The following is an 18557-nucleotide window of genomic DNA, read 5'->3' as shown; positions in this document are numbered from 1 at the left end:
TGGGAATATGTTTACTAATTCTGTTTCTGTTTGGTCATTTTTTCTGGAAGGCGGTTAATGTCGTCGTCAGGTACTTGGTCTTGTAAAATTAATCCTACGGTTGGTTCTACATTGCGTAGGGAATTTAAACAAGTAAAATCTTGCCAGGTTTCTCGACCTGCTGATTTTAATAGTTCTATGGTTAAACCGTCCCGCTTTTCTATTTGGTATTTAAGAATGCCCCCACCTTGTATGTTTTGGGCTTTGCTTAACCAAATATCTAGTTTGGCTTCTAGTGCTTGTTTTACCATTTTCTGGGTTTCAGCATCCCCTACTAATCCGGCGCGATCGCAAATTGTCTCTATTGCAGCTTGAATATAAGGATGGTGGCGTTCAATTCTTCCTGCTTGGTCATTACCATTAAATTCCTTACCTGCCAACCTCACTAATGTAACAAATAATGCTGCTAAACCTCTATCAATGGCACGAGGCGCGAAAGGTGTTAATGATAAGGCTTCTACGTGCTGGTAAAAGGTGGCGTGGTAATGTTCAAATCTTTCATAATGGGATAAGTCTCTAGGACGCGCCCAGTTATACACTGTTAATACTAAACCTGGATATGTCCGCCCTACACGGCTGGTAGCTTGAATATACTCGGCTGTGTTTTTTGGCTGTCCTGTTACTGCCATAATACCTAACCGTTTTACGTCCACACCTACGGAAATCATGTTAGTAGCTAGGAGAACATCTAATGGTTCTAATTGATTAACTGTTTGTTTTGCTTTCCGCTTGGCTTTAATTTCGGCATCTTTTTGCGGATCAAAGGTGGTTTCGAGTCTGTCTAAAATTTCTGGAATTTCTGTAGAGTCTCTGCGTGATGTCAGTTCTTCTAAATTTATTCTCAGTCTTTTTGCTAGTCCCCGACGATCCATTTTTCCTAGACGAATACGCACATCATCATCTACTAACCTTCTCATTCCCCCTAATTCTCGCATGGAATTAAAATAACCTACTAGGGTCATCCAAGGATCAGCGCGATCGCCATATTTTTCATACAGAAATTGGGAAGCTGATAAAATCGCTATATATACGCGAATTGATACCGCTTTTAACCTGCGTCCTGTGGCACAAATTCCCAAATAACGCCTACCGGGATTAATTTCACTAGGTTGACGTTGACGGGAAAAAAAGTTATCTTCCACATCCAAACATTGGGGAGGAAAAACCTGTAAATCTCGCAAAAATAAGTTATATATTTGACTTTGTGCTTGGCGAATCGTAGCCGTAGAAGCCACAACTTTAGGGCGTACTTTTTTACCATCAACTTCCCAGGATGCTAACTCATCTACGGCTGTTTCATAGAGTCCCACTAAAGTCCCCAAAGGTCCACTAATTAGGTGTAACTCGTCTTGAATAATTAAATCTGGTGGTCGCAGCTTGTTAAAGGGGATAGTTTTAGCAGCAGCTAAATTAGTAGTTTTACGGTGTGAATCTGTATCTTCTATATTAGAAGAACGAAAACCATGACGCTGACAATAGCCATCCACTTGACCAAATAACATTTGTACTTCACCTTTCCAGGGCATTTGGGCAAATTTATCCACTGTAGCAATTAGTAAACTTGGTAAACGGCGATATATTTCTTCATCAACCACCAGAATGGGTAAACCCTCACCCGGAGATTGTTTTTCAGTAAATAAACACCGTCCTAAATCATCACCACAGTATATTAATGTCCGTCCCCTTCCTTTAGCAACAGATTCAACTTTTATATGTTTACCGGGGTTAATTTTAGTACCACACCAAGGACAATTATTTAATTGATGGGGTGAACCGCTACCGCTTTGCTGATACTGTCCCCGTTCTTGTTTACAAAATTCCTCGCTTTGATTAGTATGATTAGGGGTTGTGCGCTGACCTACCCATAAACCAATTCTAAAAGGTTCTTTACCCCATCTACTTTCATTTGTTTTACGGATAGATTCACAAGCACAAATTAAAGTCGTAGCGCGTTGAAATTGCTGTAAAGTCAACAATCGTAGCGTGTAGCGCATGAGAACAGCAACCCCATACTCTCCAGAACGTCCCGCAATATTACCTTGTAATCTTCGTAAACCCAGAGTATAAGCTGTTAAACCTAAATATGCTTCAGTTTTACCCCCACCAGTAGGAAACCAAAGTAAATCTGCAACTGCATCCTGGGGATGACTTCTATCAGGGTGATGTAAATTGGTAATACTAGGTAAATTGAGTAAAATAAATGCTAACTGAAAGGGAAACCAGCGAGGTTGAGAAAGGGAAATTTGCTGTAAATCTGCGGTTTTATTTTGACGGATTTGTTCTGAATAAATAGAATGAACTCTCTGTAAATACATTGCTTGATTCATAAACCGAAAAGCGTCTGCTGCTTTTTCATCAGTTTGTAACAATGTCAGTCCTTCCCTAATTCTATTTAAAGTCTGTTCACATTTTTGAATAGCAGTTTTCGCTTCATTTTCATAGTCGGTTAATCCGGTTGCGGGGTCAGATATCCGTTGTTTTTGGGTATTAATCCAACTCTGATAAGCTGTAATTAAAGGACTAATTTTATTAGCAAGATCACCAGTTGCAGTTGTAGATAATTCTTGCATATCTAAAACCAATCCTGCTAATTCGGGAATTTCGTCTACTTGTGGAGGAGAGGTTTTAGGAACTTCATAAGCTGGAATTACTGAAATTGATAATTCAACAGCACGTTCTTTAGTTCCTGATGCTGTTTTTGCATGGACACTGACACCATGACCAATGGCAAATTCTACCTGTTTACGGTAAAGCATGGCCATAGTTTTTTCTTCAGTATAAATTACAGGATCTAATTTTCCTAATGATCGGGGTTGATGTCGTTTTAAGAAAATATCATGATGTTGAAAATCGGCGGATTTAACCCTTAGTTCTGGTTGAAATAACCAAGTTTCATCTCGTTTTTCTTTAGTTTCTCTTTGTCCATTGATTAAAAATAAACTGACAATAAAATCACCGTTATTTTGTTTTCTAATTTGTCCTTTAACATGAACTTCAGGATATTGTGGATCAACTATCCAATTATTAATTACTCCCTCAATTAAAGGAATAGTAGGGGAATTAGAGCGAATTTGTTCCCGTTTCCAAACCTTTTTAGGTTTACCATCTGCTTTAGTTAATATTTCGCTATCAGTGCGGTGATACTGTCCCCATCCTCCGGTAATTTGTAATGCTTTAGCTGTACCATTAACACAAAATGTCATTCCTAGAGAGGATGGAAACATAGTTTCTAATGGAGGGACATTAACTTCTGTACTACCATCTTCCACAGTACCTTTACCACTAATAGCTAATTCATCATTATTTCCGGGTAAATAACAATCTACTTCCCGTAAATTATCATCTAAATTATCCGAATTATCTAAATTATCATCTTTGGATATTTGATTAACAACACTGGATTTTTCTATTGTTTCTTCAGTGATGCGACGGTGTTGGGGTGCAAGTAGTCCTACTAAATAGCGATCGCTTACACTCTTTTCATCTAATTCTTCATCTTCACCACCAGCAGGACCGAGTAAATCGTTAATAATTGCTATTTCTAATTCTTCTCGAATTTTATAAGCTGAAGGTATATTTGATGATAAAATAGGTTGTTGTTTTTCGGTTTTGGTATGGGTTTTGATATAATTATTAATATTCGCAGCAATATGATCACTAATTTCTCCATCTATTCCTAACCAATCAGCATCTTCTACTGAATCAATTCCTTCTAAAAGTATTGCTAATTGTGATTCTGGTGCAGAAATTACACTACTCCAATCTAAGGTAATTTGATGTTGATGGAGTTTTTGATTTATCTCTACTAAATTAAGTTCACCGGGGAGAATTGCAGGAAGTTGGATAATCATATATTGGGGAATTGGGTATTTATTAAGATGTTAAAATTAGGGAGTTAGCATATTTTTTAACATAATCAAATTATACATCATATTGGTGAAGTATTAGTAATAGTATAACTTATAACAAAAATTTAAGCTAGATTACAATTATTAAAGTTTATTTAAAAAATGTCAGAATCAGGATTTCCAGGATTTAAGGATATGCAGGATGTGGTTTTTAGTTTGGTTGTGTAGTGGTTTTGATTTTTTTGTCAGAAATGGCTAACGCCACGCTTCGCTATCAGACAATTACCAATTTAAGTTATAATTGAAAATACTATATAAATTCTGTTCAAGCTGTGAGTTTTGACAACGTTTGTAAGCTATTAGCTGAAAAATATCCTCTTGATTTTGCCCGGTGGTTACTACCAGAAGAACCACAAAGCGTCAAAGTTTTAAAAACTGAATTGAGTATTGAACCAATTCGTGCTGATTTTGTCACGTTTCTGAAAAGTGAAAACCAAATTTTACACATCGAATTTCAGACACTATCAACTTCTCGAAAACCCATTCCTTTCCGCGTCCTAGATTATTATATTCGGTTAAAAAGACTATATCCCGAATGTACCATTATCCAAGTCGTGATTTTTCTCCAGGAAACAAAAGATGAAAACGCTTTTATCAATGTTTACCAAGATGTAAATACTACTCACTATTATCAAGTAATTAGAATGTGGGAACAAGACCCTGTTTTATTTCTTAATAATCCCGCACTCTTACCATTAGCACCATTAACCCGCACTAATTCACCTCAAAGTTTATTATCGCAGGTTGCTGAAAGTGTTGCTAAAATTGAGGAAATAGAAATCAAGCGGGACATTGTAGCTTGTACTGAGATTTTAGCAGGTTTACGGTTTGAGAAAAAGCTGATTAGTCAATTACTTAGGGAGGACATTATGCGAGAATCAGTAATTTATCAAGATATTTTCCAAAAAGGTGAAGAAAAGGGTAGGAAGCAAGGTGAAAAACTCGGTAGAGAATTAGGTGAACAACGGACAATTATCCGTTTACTTACTCGCCGATTTGGAGAATTAGATTCATCATTGGTTGATAGAATCAAAACTTTGAATATTGAAAAGTTGGATAATTTAGCAGATGCTTTATTAGACTTTTCTAATATCAATGATTTGGTAAATTGGTTAAATTCAAATCAAGATTAATCATCCCCAACATTGGTCATTTTATCATCATTATAGACAGGGAATAAATTCCCTGTCTAAAAGCTAAAGTCGGTTGAAACCGACTATTTTTTTTTACAACATCCTGTAAATCCTATAATCCTGATTCAGACAATTACCAATTACCAAACACCAAACAAAAAATATCAAAACAACATCCTGAAAATCCTATAATCCTGGACATCCTGATTCAGACAATTAAAATTACCAAACACCAAACAGAAAATTTATCAACAACATCCTGAAAATCCTATAATCCTGGACATCCTGATTCAGACAAATAACAACTCCCAAACACCAAACAGAAAATTTATCAACAACATCCTGAAAATCCTATAATCCTGTACATCCTGATATGGCTAACGCCACGCTACGCTATCAGACAATTTCCCCATTCCCTAAAACATCTCTATCTGTTTCACATCATTATTCACTTCCTCCTGTACCTTCTTCTTCCCCCCACCTTTCGCTTTTTTCTTCCCTTTATCATGCAAACCTTCGGCGACTTCCTCCGCGTATCTTTGATGATTTAATTGCAATAATCTATCTAATATTTCTCTGCGTGCATTTTCGCAAATGGTGAACCGGATACCTTGTTTTGTCTCATGAAAATCATGATCTAATTCTATATCTTCCCAACCATAAGCAGCAGCTACCGCGTTATCCATTTCTATGTGTAATGTGCGTAATTCTTCAATGTCTGGGTTGGTTTCGTCGGGGTTGTGAAAACGGTTGTAGGTTTTGGTTAATCCCTCTTGACGGGTTAACATGATATTTTGGCGGTGAGTGTAATATTTTTCGCCTATTTCTTCTAGGTTTGCTGTTGATGTGGGAAAGGGGAATGTTTCAAAACAATCTGAAGTAATATATTTTAACCTTGTCTCTAATGTTGAGGAATATAAATCTGCCCATATTATATGCAATGTAGAATTAAGTAAGGAAAAATCTTGTACATTTACAAATGTTAAAACTCTTGTTGCATGGGAAAAAACAATATTGCTTGGAATAAAACTAAAATTGTAAAATTTTGTAGTTTCAGGGATAACTAACACTCTTTCCATGTTTGCGATCGCACTATAAAGTTCTAGACCTCTTCTTGCATAAAGCCACCAATATTTTGCATAACCTTTTGCTGAAGAATCTGATTTTAAGCCTAATTTATCTCTTTCAGGTTTTACCTTTTTTTCAACAATCGCTAAACAATCAGGATAATCACTTGCATAAGGTCTACCTTTAGGATTTTTAGGATCATCATGTTCAGCATCTAAAGGCCAATCAAAAAAGTTAATTACCCAACGATTTGGAGACTGGTCAGGATTTGTATTCAAATCTTGTCCATTCAAATAAGGAAATAACACATCTTGATTTTTTGCATCCTTTTCAATTAATGCTTGTGCTTCCTCTGGAGTCAAAACAAAACCCATTCCTAGTACAACTGAACCTTGAAAAGACTTATTTTGATTTGCTGCTAATTGATAAGGATTACCAGATGCTTTACCAGGATTTGTTAAAAATGCCGTAATTCCATCAACAGGTTTTTCATCTAAAATAAAATCACCATTCCAATTACCTTTTCTCAACCAAACATAAGCCACTTCTAAACTTGCAATACCCGGCCAAGTTCTACTAGAAACAGCCCGATAAATGGTACAATTTTCTATTAACTGGTCTAACCCTACTTCCCTTGTATCACCTTGAGAAATGGTATTAGTTGCAATTAACCCAAACCCACCATTTTCATTTAATAAATCTTTAGCTTTGAGGAAAAAGTAAGCACAAAAATCAGCATTACCTTTTTTATCATTCGCTAACCATTTAACAATAAAATCTCGATATTCTGTACCCAAACTACCAGTAATTTTCTTACCACCCATAAACGGCGGATTTCCCACAAGTGAATCAAAACCTTTTTGGGAATGGGGAATTGGGGATGGGGAATTGGAAGATTTAGATTTTGACGACTTTGATTTTTGAGAACCCGCAGAATTAGTAACTAATGATAAAGAACTATCAATAAAAACTTCAGGAAATTCTAACTCCCAATGAAACGGACACAACTTATCAAAATCGGGTAAAGCCTTACCCATACCATCAGGAATATCTGCACCTTCCCGAAACGCATTTAATAAGCGTTCATCAGCTTCCTTGGGAATTACGCACTCCTGCGGTACAGATTTTGACAACGTACCCTCCGGCGCTACCACCACCTTACCAGGATTAGCCTTTTCCGCATTTTCCCAGGCTTCCACCAACCTTTCCGCCAAATAGCGACAAGTCTGCACCAAAAACGCCCCCGAACCCATAGCCATATCGCATATTTTCAACTGTAATAACTCAGCCGCAGATTTAAGTCGCCATTCCTGCTGCGGTTTCCCCTCCGCTACACCCTCATATACCAAAGGTTCTAAAGTGTACTTGACAATTAAGTCTGTTGTAAAACAAAATTCACCCAAGCGCGATGAATCGCCACCTCTGGTTTTACACCATTTTGATTATCTTGCCATTCTTGATAAGCTAACCGTAACATTTTTAAATGTTCTGGATCATGGGCATCCAAACCAGTGGGAAAAGCCTTTAAAAGTACAGGTAAACTCAGAAACGGACCAGAAGCTTCAACTAAAGATAACCATTCAGCGTGATGACGGGCGGTAGACATAATTGGGAAATGGGGAATAATTTGTCAGAATCAGGATATCCAGGATTTAAGGATGTACAGGATGGGATAACAATTGAAAATTAATTATCTGTTAAAAATCCGCGTTTATCGGCGTTTATCCGCGTTCAATCATCTATTATTTGTAGATAGTATTTTGTCAGAATCAGGATATCCAGGATTTAAGGATTTTCAGGATGTTTTTGATAAATTGTCTGTGAATAGTTGACATTATAAAATACTTTCATCTTAATAGTCAACTCATTATAATAGCCAGGGAATAAATTCCCTGTCTAAAAGCTAAAGTCGGTTAAAACCGACTATTTTTATGAGAAATTTTCTTATTTATTGTCTAAACATGGCTAACGCCACGCTATCAGACAAATAACAAATATCAAACACCACCCAGAAAATATCCAAATAACATCCTGTAAATCCTTAAATCCTGGACATCCTGTTCGCGCAGCGTGGCGTTAGCCATTTCAGATAAAAAAATCAAAAACACCCCATGAAAAAACCTAAAATTACATCCTGTAAATCCTCAAATCCTGGACATCCTGATTCTGACAAAATTAATCCCAATTCCCTATTTCGCCAATTTCTGCGGAACTAAATAAATAACCGCTAACGGAAATAGTCTAGGTGTCGGATTTGTAAACCGCGCTTTCACTGCTGCAACCTCCCTTTCAACTTCTGCGGGAATTTGTGCCAATCTCACCTTTAAACTATTAACATTACGCTCAAACTGTTCTTTTTCTGCCGTATTAAACAATTCCAACTGCTTAATCTCCGGTTCATTTAATTCCTGTTCAATACTCCTTTGTAATTCTGTTAAAATAGCAGTAATATCCGCCGCTTCTTTTTCCGCCCGATTGCTTAAATCGCGCTGCAAACTCTTAGCCCTATCTTGCATTCGCACTTGCAAAGATTGCATTAATAAATCTGCATGACTATTCCATAAACTCTCTAAAGTCTTTCTGATCTTTTCCGGTGCTAAATCTGGTAAAACTGCCGATAAAGCTGCTTGAATTTGCATTACACCCATACGGCTAAACTTACCTTCCTTTAATAAACCTCCTGCTGTAATTACCTCTTCATGTAATCGCTGTTGGTCACTTCCTAATATTACCAATCTTCCATAAGCAATTACTGCCGGTGTCTCTAAAACTGAATTAGGAACTAATCGCGCCGTCACGCGATTTAATGATTTTTTCCCCTCTTTTGACCACACTTCCGCCCTTAACAAACGTAAACACATTTGCACCAACCGATGATTCAAATGCGCCAATACTACATCATCTCGACCGTGGGATAATTCAGGGTCAAAAACAATAGGACGAATTACTTTTGTATGGGGATGTGCTAACCCTTCACTACAAGCAGCCCAACTACTTTTCAAAGGTGGTAAATAAAAAGCTTTCCCGGTTACTTCTGCTAAATTAGCCTCAATTAACCCTGGTTGTTCTGCTAATTCCAACCCAATCTTTACCACTGCTTCAATATTATTTGGTGTCAGTCGTAAATGTTGACGAGTTTCATTTAATTGTTCTCGTAATTTTTCAATTTGTTCCCGGACTTGACGCTCAAATTTTAACATCCGGCGGACAGGTTATGATTCCTTTTCTGCTACTGTTGTATCTAAAATAGTCCGTTTTCCCATCATTGCTTCTTCTACTTGGGCAGCAATAACTGGGACAACTTTTCCCAAATCTTCCCGAATATTATTAACCTTTAAAGCTGCCCGCATGAGAAATTCTAAATCCCCTTCTAGTTCTCCCGGTTTAATTCCTTGGGTGCTATTTTGCTGATAATCTTTACCGACAAAGTGATAAATTAATACTTCTGAAGCCTTTTGTCCATGTCTATCTATCCGCCCATTTCTTTGTTCCATGCGGTTAGGATTCCAAGGTATTTCATAATGAATTAACCGCGAACAAAAGTTTTGTAGATCTAAACCTTCACTGGCTGCATCCGTAGCTAATAAAATTCGCACTGGGGAAATATCAGGATGAGCTTGAAATGCCGCTTTTACCTGTTCTCTGTCGTCTGATTTCATCCCCCCATATAAAGTCATTAACCGTTCTTCCTGGACTAACCCTTGTGCCGCTAAGAGGTTATATAACCATTTTTGTGTGGCTCGATATTCTGTGAAAATAATTACTCTTTCATTAGACCATTTTCCATCTGGTTTAATATAAGTATGAATCCAGTTGAGGAGTTCTTTGGCTTTAGCATCAGCTAATCTCGCTGCTGTTTCTGCCCATTGCAACATTTGGGTTAATAAACTTTGTTCTTCAGGATTTAATTCTCTAAATAACCGAGTTGTATGAGTAATTGCGTCATCTGTAGATTCTTCATAAACATCATCATCAGCAAAATCTTCTTCAATTTCTTGTAACTGTCGCCGCAAAATTCCTTCACTGGGTCGAGATAAACTAGATGCTGTGCGACGACGGGCAGTAGTTAATGATTGTTGGTGTTGTTCTAAGGTACTAGCAAAAGCTGCTGGTGAAGAAAATAGGCGTTTTTTTAAGAGTTTTAACACAAATTCAGTGGCATATTTTTCTGTATTATCTGCCACGCCCTTGCAACGTAATTCTGTATATCTTTTTAAGGCAGCGTGGGCTTGACGTTCTGCGGCTGGATAATCTACAGAAATGGCTGCTAATTGGCGTTTAGGAAATAGTGGTGAACCATCCCAATTTTGCATTTCCTGTTTTAACCTGCGTACCATCACCACCTGTAATTGTTTCCTGTCTGGTGTTACCCCCCGTGCAAACCGTTGAGAATCGAGTAATTCTAACAAAGCGGTGAAACTTTCGGGGTAGCCGTTATGGGGTGTGGCAGTCAAAAATAACTTATGTTCAAAGTGGGGGACTAATAGCCGAATAGCAGCCGTTCTCATGGAATCTACGGCATATTTGCCCCCACCAGAGGGGGCAACGTTATGGGCTTCATCAACGATTAATAAATCAAACCTGCGGGGGTAGAGAGATTCCCCTTCACCTGGTAATATTTCTTTGAGGAGACGTAAAGGGCGATCGCGTTTCAAAAAATCTATGGAAGTAATCAACCGGGGAAAATGTTGCCAAGGGTTCACATGAATACCCCGTTTCCTTCGCAGTTCTTTCATTAATGCACTGTCAACAATCCGAAAATCCAAACCAAATTTATCCCGCATCTGTTCTTGCCATTGCACTTGTAGCGAAGATGGACAAACTATGACAATCCGATGGCAACGATGACGGATAATTAATTCTTGGGCTACTAAACCAGCTTCTATGGTTTTACCTAAACCCACATCATCAGCAATTAATAAGTTAACACGGGGCATTTGAATTGCCCGTACTACCGGATCTAATTGATAATCTTCAATATCTATACCACTGCGAAAAGGTGATTGTACAGTGCGAATATCAGCCGTGGAAGCTGCACCCCATCTTACTGCATCGCCAAAGACTATCTAGAAGAATTATTAAAAGATTACGGAGAAGTCAAAGCATCAGAAAAAGTCTCAGGAGAAATTAAAGAAATTGATGTTTTATTCACACCTGCTAAACAACAAAGTTCTAAATTACAAATACTGGGCTTACTAGGAAGACTTGCCGAAAATCCTGCAATAATAGAACCATACCGCAATCCAGCTTCTACCGATGAAATCTGCGACTGTATTCTCAAGTTATTAGAAGTCAAGGCTTCATTGCGACGAGAAGCCAAAGCCAATAAAATCAAACTTCAGGAGTCAGAAATTCCTAAATTGTGGATTTTAACCCCCACTATTTCTGAAACTCGTTTATCTAGCTTTAGAACTATCCAACAAGAAGGTTGGTTATCGGGAGTACACTTTTTAGCAGATCCCTTGCGAACAGCAATTGTGGCAATACACCAACTACCACAAACACCGGAGACTTTATGGTTGAGGCTTTTGGGTAGGGGAAGCGTACAATCACAAGCAATTATCGAGTTGCAGGCGTTACCATTAGATCACCCTTACCAAAAAACCACCCTGGAATTAGTTTACAACTTGCGCGAAAATTTGAGAGTAAATCAAAAACTAGAAACAGATGATAGGGAGTTAATTATGCGACTAGAACCACTTTATCAAAGAAATAGAGAACAAGCTAAAGAAGAAGGAAGACAAGAAGGAAGACAAGAAGGAAGACAAGAAGGAAAGCAAGAAGGGAAGCAAGAAGGAGAAAAAAACTTAATACTGCGTCTACTACATCGTCGGATTGGGGAAATTGATGCGTTATTAATCGAGCGAATTACAGGATTATCAATTGAACAGTTAGAAAATTTAGGAGAGGCATTATTAGACTTTTCTAGTGTTGCTGATTTAGAAGCTTGGTTAACCCAACACTCAATTTAATTCATTTTGATTATTAGGGAGTTAATCATGCAATTAGAACCATTTTTCAAACAACCTATACTTGTCATAATCTAAAAACATTAAATCAGGTAGGTTGGGGAGCCATCTGGACGGGTTTCCCGGCTTGTGGCGAATGGCGTTTGACGTTCTTGTTACCCAACATTTACAGACTTTTGTTGGGTTGCGCTGTCGCTTAACCCAACCTACAAAAACTCTTAACCAAACAGTATTGTAATCATTAATAAGTTCCACTTGCTAAATTGAAAGGGTGTAATGCAATAGAAAAACCTATTTAAAATATCAAATCCTAAAAACATGAACAGATTCAAAACTCTTTGTAAAACCCTAGCTATTAGTACAGGAATATTTTTATTATCTGTGCCTACTACCTACGGGATACCACCAAAACCGTTGTTAACTGCCAAAACAACTTACAATCAAACAGGTTCTTGGGACGCAACTTATTATTTTACAATCAAATTACCAGAATCTCTGGCTAATTGGCAACTGCAACAGGTTGTTTTAACACAAATAGAAGGTGTAGAAAATATTGAATTCAATCAGAAAAACAGTTTTGCTTTTGTAGAAGCAAGTGGACAAAAAGAAACGCTAGGTATTACCCTAACCAAGAGTTCAAGTCAACCACAAACTATCATTGCTACTTTTGATAAACCAGTTTCTGCAAATCAAACAATTACTATCGTTTTCAAACCTTTTTATAATCCCACCAGCGAAGGTATTTATCTATTTCGAGTTCATGTTATTTCCTCTGGTGAAAAGACAAATAATTTAGTTGTGGGAACCGCTCGTTTACAATTTTACAATGATTTTGATAATCATCTATTTTATTACAGGTAAAGTGTTTATAAATTGCTGATTTTTCAGACAAATTCAGCAATATCCATCAATTAGTTAAGAACGCTAGACGACAATTATTCAGCAGCACATTTAATTCTTCTGCAACTTGTAACGGATTTTTACTTAAAATTACAGCTTCATAAGGATTTCTCCCTGTTTTTATAACAGCAGAAATTGCATCTTGATGAGAAAATCCCCGCACAGTAACTAACCACGCTGCTAATATATGTCCAGTCCGGCCAATTCCACCAGCACAATGCACAACTACTTTTTCATTTTGTTGATTTGCTGTGATTAAAAAAGGCAGTATTGTTTGTGTGAGTGTTTCTAAATCAGATAAATGAAAATCTTCAATTGGTGTCCAACAAACTTGTTGATTACCAAATTCTTGCCGATATGTATCTAAAAGATGGGCATAATTAGCTAGTTGTTTTTCACTAAGTAAACAGCAAATTCGCTGAATGTTTTGGGATTTCATAAACTCAATCCAATCATATACCTGATTATCAGTATATCCAGGTTGAGAAGCACCAAAAACTATTGTTTCTTGTTCCCAAGCAGGGGCAAATTTGTACATATTCAACTTATCCAGATCCCCGACTTCTTTGAGAAGTCGGGGATCTATCTCCTTATCTTTTTAATTGCTTTTTCTGCGTAAATAGAAACATCTCGATCAGGATCATCTAGTGCTTGTTGGAGAGCATTTAAAGCCTGAGTATTATCTAAATTACCAAGTGCTATAGCTGCCTCTTTTCTGACATCCGAATATTCGTCTGTTAATCCTTTAATTAAATCAGGTAATAAATTTTGATCTGGCATTTTTTGTAATACTTGAAGCGTGAATTTTCGCACTTGCCAATGTTCATCTTTTAGCGCAATTTTTAAAGCGGGAACTGCTGCTGAATTAGCGTGAATTGCTAAAGATTTAGCTGCATTGCGTCGTACTTGCCAATCAGGATCGGAAGTGAGTAATTGACTTAATAATTCTACAACTTCTTTATCTGCTAAATGTCCTAAAGTTAATGCTACTGCACGACGGACATTATCATCAGGATCATTCATCAAAGATAAAGCTGGTGGACATATTTGCACCTGGTTTAAATAGCGTAGAGTTGTAATAGCAGTTTCTCGTAGTTGTGGATATTTGGAATCAAAGAAAGATAACACCGCAGGTAGAGATTGAACATCATGTATCTTCCGCAATAAGATTAAGATGTTAACTTGAAGATTGATATTTTCTTGATGTAGTGCATCCAATAAAAGCAATAAATGATCTGTGGTGACTAATTCACCTAATGCTGATAATCCTTCGGTGCGAACGTCTTCATCTGGGGAAGCAAGAGTTTTTAATAAAGCAGGTACAGCAACAGGATTAGCAAGTTCCCAAAGTGCAGATACGGCAATTTTTTGGACTGCGGTGCTTTCGTCTTCCAGTGCGATAATTAAAGCGTCAACTGCTGCGTCTTCTCCAAGGTGCTGTAGAGATTTTACCGCAACTAGGCGATCGCCTTCGTTAACTGAACGCAACATTTCCAACCATTGATTTAACGCTGAATCAGTATCTATAAACATTTCTGTACCTCTACCGCAATAAGAAAGGAATTTGTACTGTAATGGCGTTTGTTGGACATTCCTTCTCACAGGGTAGACAGAACCAACATTCATCATATTTCATATAGGCTTTTCCCGTCTCTGGATTTTTTGCTAATACATCCAGAGGACAAACTTCAATACAAGCAACACATTTTTCTAAACATTTAGATTCATCCACAATTACAGGAACATCTACTCTTTGATTAATTAAAGCCATAATTTCGTAACTCCCTAATTTCATTAAAAATTAACCAAAAAATTCCCATTCTTCCCTAAAAGAAACTACCATTTTATTCAATGCTTCCATATCAATTAAAAACGCATCATGTCCGTGAGTTGATTTGAGCAACCCCAATTGAGCATGAGGGATTAAATCTACTAATTCTTGTTGTTCTTCTGGAGGATAAAGAACATCAGAATCAATAGACACAACTAAAGTTGGTTGTTTGATACTTTGCAAAACTGATTGATAATCTTTTCTGTTCCAACTAACATCATGACTATCCATTGCCTGAGTTAATGTAATATAAGTATTAGCATCAAAACGTTCTATTAGTTTTTGACCTTGATATTGTAAATAACTGGCGATCGCAAACTGATTAGATTCATCCTGCTGTCTTCCAAAACGATTTGTAAAACTCTCCCAATAACGATAAGTAATCATTGCCATCATCCGCGCTAATGCTAATCCTTGGACTGGTGGTGCATCAATTGTATAGTTTCCCCCTTGCCAATTTGGATCTATATAAATTGCCTGTCTTTGGGCTTCACTCAAGCCAATAGACCATGCTGAATGTCTTCCAGGTGCAGCCATTGGTGCGATCGCTCTCACCTTTTCTGGATATAATAAAGCCCATTCTAAAACTTGCATTCCACCCAATGAACCGCCAATTACTAACTGTAGAGATTGAATATCTAAATATTCTAATAGTGCAGCTTGGAGGTGAACCATATCCCTAATTGTAATTCTCGGAAAAGATCCACCATAAACCTTTCCTGTATTTGGGTTAATAGAAGTTGCTCCAGTTGTACCGTAACAACTTCCTAAAATGTTGCTGCACACGATAAAATCCTGATTAGGATCAAAGACTTTTCCTGAACCAAACAAATCTCCCCACCAATCATCAGCATCAGCAGAACCAGTTAAAGCATGACAAATTAAGACCCCATTATCGCGGTTTGCGTTTAATTTTCCCCAGATACGATAAGCAACCTGAACACCAACTAATAGTTCACCAGATTCTAATTGAAATGGTACTGACAATTGATACAACTGGGTTTTTGATGAAATGAAGTCTAAATATTTCATAGAGTAGGGAATAGGGAATCTGGAACAGGGAACAGGCAATTTTCCCTCTGCACTCATACTTTCTTTTACTGTCACCTGTCACCTGTCACCTTCTTAAATGCTTGCTCAAAATCCTCCTTAATATCATCAATATGTTCAATTCCCACAGATACCCGCACCAAATCTGATGTGACACCAGCCGAAATTTGTTCACTATCACTTAGCTGTTGATGAGTTGTGGAAGCAGGATGAATGACAAGGGTTTTTGCATCACCAACATTTGCTAAATGACTGGCTAATTTCACATTACTAATAAAGGCTTTACCTGCTTCTAATCCCCCCTTAATACCAAAATTAAGAACGCCACCAAAGCCATGTCGAAGATATTTTTTAGCGCGTTCATGATAGGGATGATTGGGAAGTCCGGGATAATTAACCCATGCTACCTGCTCTTGTTGTTCTAACCATTTAGCCAATTCTAAAGCATTATTGACATGACGTTCTACACGCAGGGAAAGGGTTTCTAATCCTTGCAGTAATAGAAAAGCGTTAAATGGACTTAATGCTGCTCCTAAATCTCGTAATCCTTCCACTCTGGCACGAATAATAAAGGCAATATTACCAAATTGACTCCCTTTCCCAAATACTTCTTGAAAATTCAATCCATGATAACCGGGGGAAGGTTCGGTAAAGAGGGGAAATTTGCCGTTACCCCAATCAAATTTACCAGAATCTACTATTACGCCGCCAATAGATGTACCATGACCACCTATCCATTTAGTAGCAGATTCTACAACAATATCTGCACCATGTTCAATGGGTCGTGCTAGATATCCACCTGCACCGAAGGTATTATCTACAATTAAAGGAATGCCGTTTTCATGGGCAATGTGGGCTAAAGCAGCAAAGTCTGGGATATTGAATTGAGGATTACCAATGGTTTCAACGTACAGGGCTTTGGTGTTTTCATCAATTGCCTGACGGAAATTTTCTGGATCATCTCCTTCCACAAATTTGACATTAATTCCCAATCGTGGAAGAGTAACTTTGAACTGGTTATAAGTTCCCCCATAGAGGAAACTGGTAGCAACAATATTATCTCCTGCTTGAGCGATCGTACTTATTGCCAAAAATTGTGCTGCTTGACCGCTTGCAGTAGCTAAAGCTGCTACGCCCCCTTCTAAAGCCGCAATCCGTTTTTCAAATACATCCGTTGTCGGATTCATAATCCGGGTATAAATGTTACCAAACTCCTGGAGAGCAAATAACCGCGCTCCATGTTCAGCATCATCAAAAACGTAGGAAGTAGTTTGATAAATTGGTACAGCACGGGCATTAGTACCAGGTGCAGGTTCTTGTCCAGCATGGACTTGTAGGGTTTCAAAACGATAATTTTCTGACATAGTTAGTATTTAAATAGGTTGACTATCAAAACATGAAATTCGAACTTACGCAAAACCTTTCAAACTCTTATTTCTCTGTGTCCTCTGCGCCTCTGCGGTTCGTTTATCCGTAATTTGTGCGTAAGTTCTAGAAATCTTGAAACTCACACTCCATACTGTTTAAACCATTTCTGGAGACGTTGCCAACCATCCTGGGCTTCTTTTTCGCGGTAGGAAGGGCGATAATCGGCAAAAAAGGCGTGAGGTGCATCAGGATAAACAATTATCTCCGATTTACTGCTGCTAGATTTAAGTTTTTCTCGTATTTGTTCTACTGTTTCCACAGGAATACCTGTATCTTGACCTCCATAGAGTCCCAGCACGGGGACTTTTAACTCAAAAGCAATATCAATGGGATGTTTGGGTTGTAGCTCGGTAGCATTGCCTACCAATCTCCCGTACCAAGCTACACCTGCTTTTACATTGGGATTATGTGCTGCATATAGCCAGGTAATTCGACCACCCCAGCAAAAACCCGTAATTGCTAATTTATCAGCGTTACCTTTTGCTGATTTTACTGCCCAAGCGACAGTAGCATCTAAATCTGATAAAACTTGAGAGTCGGGAACTTTGGCAACAATTTGGCGAATTTCGTCAATATTGCTTAATTTTGAGACATCATCTTGGCGAATGAATAGTTCTGGTGCGATCGCTAAATAGCCTAATTTAGCAAAGCGTCGCACAACATCCTGTATATGTTCATGTACCCCAAATATTTCTTGAATTACTAAGACAATAGGAAAATTTTCACCCTTTTCTGGTTGCGCTCTATATGCTGGAATTTCCCCATCTTTGACGGGAATTTTCACCACTCCCGCAATTAATCCTTTAGTATCTGTGGTAATCACTTTAGCGGAAACAGGTTGTACTGCTAAAGCAAAACCAGTTGTTAAAGCAGCAGTAGCGATAAATTCACGGCGTGTTATTTCTTGAATCATCTTTAATTACCTTAAAAGAAACCTAACATTATCAATTTTTTTGTTGAGTGGTGCTTTTGCTTAACCCAACCTACTTTTTCTTGACTGAACCGTATTAACTTAATCATTCCATTTATCTAACAGCAACGTTATAAACTTCTTGCTGTAAATCAACCTCCACAACATAAGGCTCAACTGGACGCTTAAATAAGATCATTTCTTCTGCTTCATCTTTTTTCAAATTCACATGACAAAACCACTCTTCATTATTCTTATTTGGATAATCCAACCGATAATGATATAAACCCCAACGACTTTCCCGACGATATAAAGATGCTC

General features: G+C 37.7%; 14 protein-coding genes and 1 pseudogene. 3 read left to right on the top strand and 12 right to left on the bottom strand.

What is annotated here, in order from left to right:
• Nucleotides 1–14 precede the first annotated feature (14 nt).
• Nucleotides 15–3890, bottom strand: coding sequence for a DISARM system helicase DrmA (gene drmA, locus IQ228_RS01030; RefSeq protein WP_193961970.1), 3876 nt, complete (start codon nucleotides 3888–3890; stop codon nucleotides 15–17).
• Nucleotides 3891–4219: 329 nt separating this feature from the next.
• Between drmA and IQ228_RS01025 the strand changes: the two genes are divergently transcribed.
• Nucleotides 4220–5080: a DUF4351 domain-containing protein gene (locus IQ228_RS01025; protein ID WP_193961969.1), complete on the top strand. Its 861-nt coding sequence runs from the start codon at nucleotides 4220–4222 to the stop codon at nucleotides 5078–5080.
• A gap of 416 nt (nucleotides 5081–5496) precedes the next feature.
• Here IQ228_RS01025 and IQ228_RS01020 read toward each other — a convergent pair whose 3' ends face one another.
• The 4 genes from IQ228_RS01020 to drmD all read right to left on the bottom strand — a co-directional run bounded on the left by IQ228_RS01020 (nucleotide 5497) and on the right by drmD (nucleotide 11166).
• Nucleotides 5497–7551 (bottom strand): DNA methyltransferase, encoded by a 2055-nt coding sequence (locus IQ228_RS01020; RefSeq protein ID WP_228043624.1) that lies wholly within the window; start codon nucleotides 7549–7551, stop codon nucleotides 5497–5499.
• Entirely contained in the window at nucleotides 7521–7754 is a 234-nt protein-coding gene (locus tag IQ228_RS01015) for a hypothetical protein (RefSeq protein WP_027401234.1), read from the bottom strand. The genes IQ228_RS01020 and IQ228_RS01015 overlap by 31 nt, the downstream gene beginning before the upstream one ends.
• A gap of 583 nt (nucleotides 7755–8337) precedes the next feature.
• Nucleotides 8338–9348, bottom strand: coding sequence for a hypothetical protein (locus tag IQ228_RS26325; protein ID WP_228043623.1), 1011 nt, complete (start codon nucleotides 9346–9348; stop codon nucleotides 8338–8340).
• Between the two features lie 12 nt (nucleotides 9349–9360).
• Nucleotides 9361–11166 carry a DISARM system SNF2-like helicase DrmD gene (gene drmD / locus IQ228_RS26320; RefSeq protein WP_370566791.1) on the bottom strand — a complete coding sequence of 602 codons (1806 nt, stop codon included), beginning with the start codon at nucleotides 11164–11166 and terminating at the stop codon, nucleotides 9361–9363.
• Here drmD and IQ228_RS01005 point away from each other — a divergent pair.
• Together IQ228_RS01005 and IQ228_RS01000 are read left to right on the top strand one after the other, a co-directional pair.
• A complete protein-coding gene (locus tag IQ228_RS01005) occupies nucleotides 11152–12120 on the top strand; it encodes a DUF4351 domain-containing protein (RefSeq protein WP_228043622.1) in 969 nt (322 codons plus the stop codon). The genes drmD and IQ228_RS01005 overlap by 15 nt on opposite strands.
• A 315-nt stretch (nucleotides 12121–12435) precedes the next feature.
• Nucleotides 12436–12978 (top strand): DUF2808 domain-containing protein, encoded by a 543-nt coding sequence (locus IQ228_RS01000; RefSeq protein WP_193961968.1) that lies wholly within the window; start codon nucleotides 12436–12438, stop codon nucleotides 12976–12978.
• Between the two features lie 46 nt (nucleotides 12979–13024).
• On the opposite strand, the gene IQ228_RS00995 is transcribed toward IQ228_RS01000, so the two are convergent.
• The 7 genes and pseudogenes from IQ228_RS00995 to IQ228_RS00965 form a co-directional block, all read right to left on the bottom strand.
• Complete coding sequence (locus IQ228_RS00995; protein WP_027401232.1) at nucleotides 13025–13555, bottom strand: dual specificity protein phosphatase family protein; 531 nt, start codon at nucleotides 13553–13555, stop codon at nucleotides 13025–13027.
• Between the two features lie 44 nt (nucleotides 13556–13599).
• Nucleotides 13600–14550: a HEAT repeat domain-containing protein gene (locus IQ228_RS00990; RefSeq protein WP_193961967.1), complete on the bottom strand. Its 951-nt coding sequence runs from the start codon at nucleotides 14548–14550 to the stop codon at nucleotides 13600–13602.
• Between the two features lie 10 nt (nucleotides 14551–14560).
• Entirely contained in the window at nucleotides 14561–14788 is a 228-nt protein-coding gene (locus tag IQ228_RS00985) for a ferredoxin family protein (protein WP_027401230.1), read from the bottom strand.
• A 30-nt stretch (nucleotides 14789–14818) separates the two neighbouring features.
• Nucleotides 14819–15880, bottom strand: coding sequence for a homoserine O-acetyltransferase (gene metX, locus IQ228_RS00980; RefSeq protein ID WP_193961978.1), 1062 nt, complete (start codon nucleotides 15878–15880; stop codon nucleotides 14819–14821).
• 71 nt (nucleotides 15881–15951) lie between these two features.
• Entirely contained in the window at nucleotides 15952–17262 is a 1311-nt protein-coding gene (locus IQ228_RS00975) for an O-acetylhomoserine aminocarboxypropyltransferase/cysteine synthase family protein (protein WP_193894371.1), read from the bottom strand.
• 143 nt (nucleotides 17263–17405) lie between these two features.
• Nucleotides 17406–18236, bottom strand: coding sequence for a dienelactone hydrolase family protein (locus IQ228_RS00970; protein ID WP_168465259.1), 831 nt, complete (start codon nucleotides 18234–18236; stop codon nucleotides 17406–17408).
• A gap of 115 nt (nucleotides 18237–18351) precedes the next feature.
• A pseudogene (locus IQ228_RS00965) lies at nucleotides 18352–18557 on the bottom strand (fumarate reductase/succinate dehydrogenase flavoprotein subunit); the annotation flags it as partial.

The organism is Dolichospermum sp. LEGE 00246 (assembly GCF_015207865.1).
Taxonomy (GTDB): domain Bacteria; phylum Cyanobacteriota; class Cyanobacteriia; order Cyanobacteriales; family Nostocaceae; genus Dolichospermum; species Dolichospermum heterosporum.
This window is presented reverse-complemented; position numbering and strand designations above follow the sequence as displayed.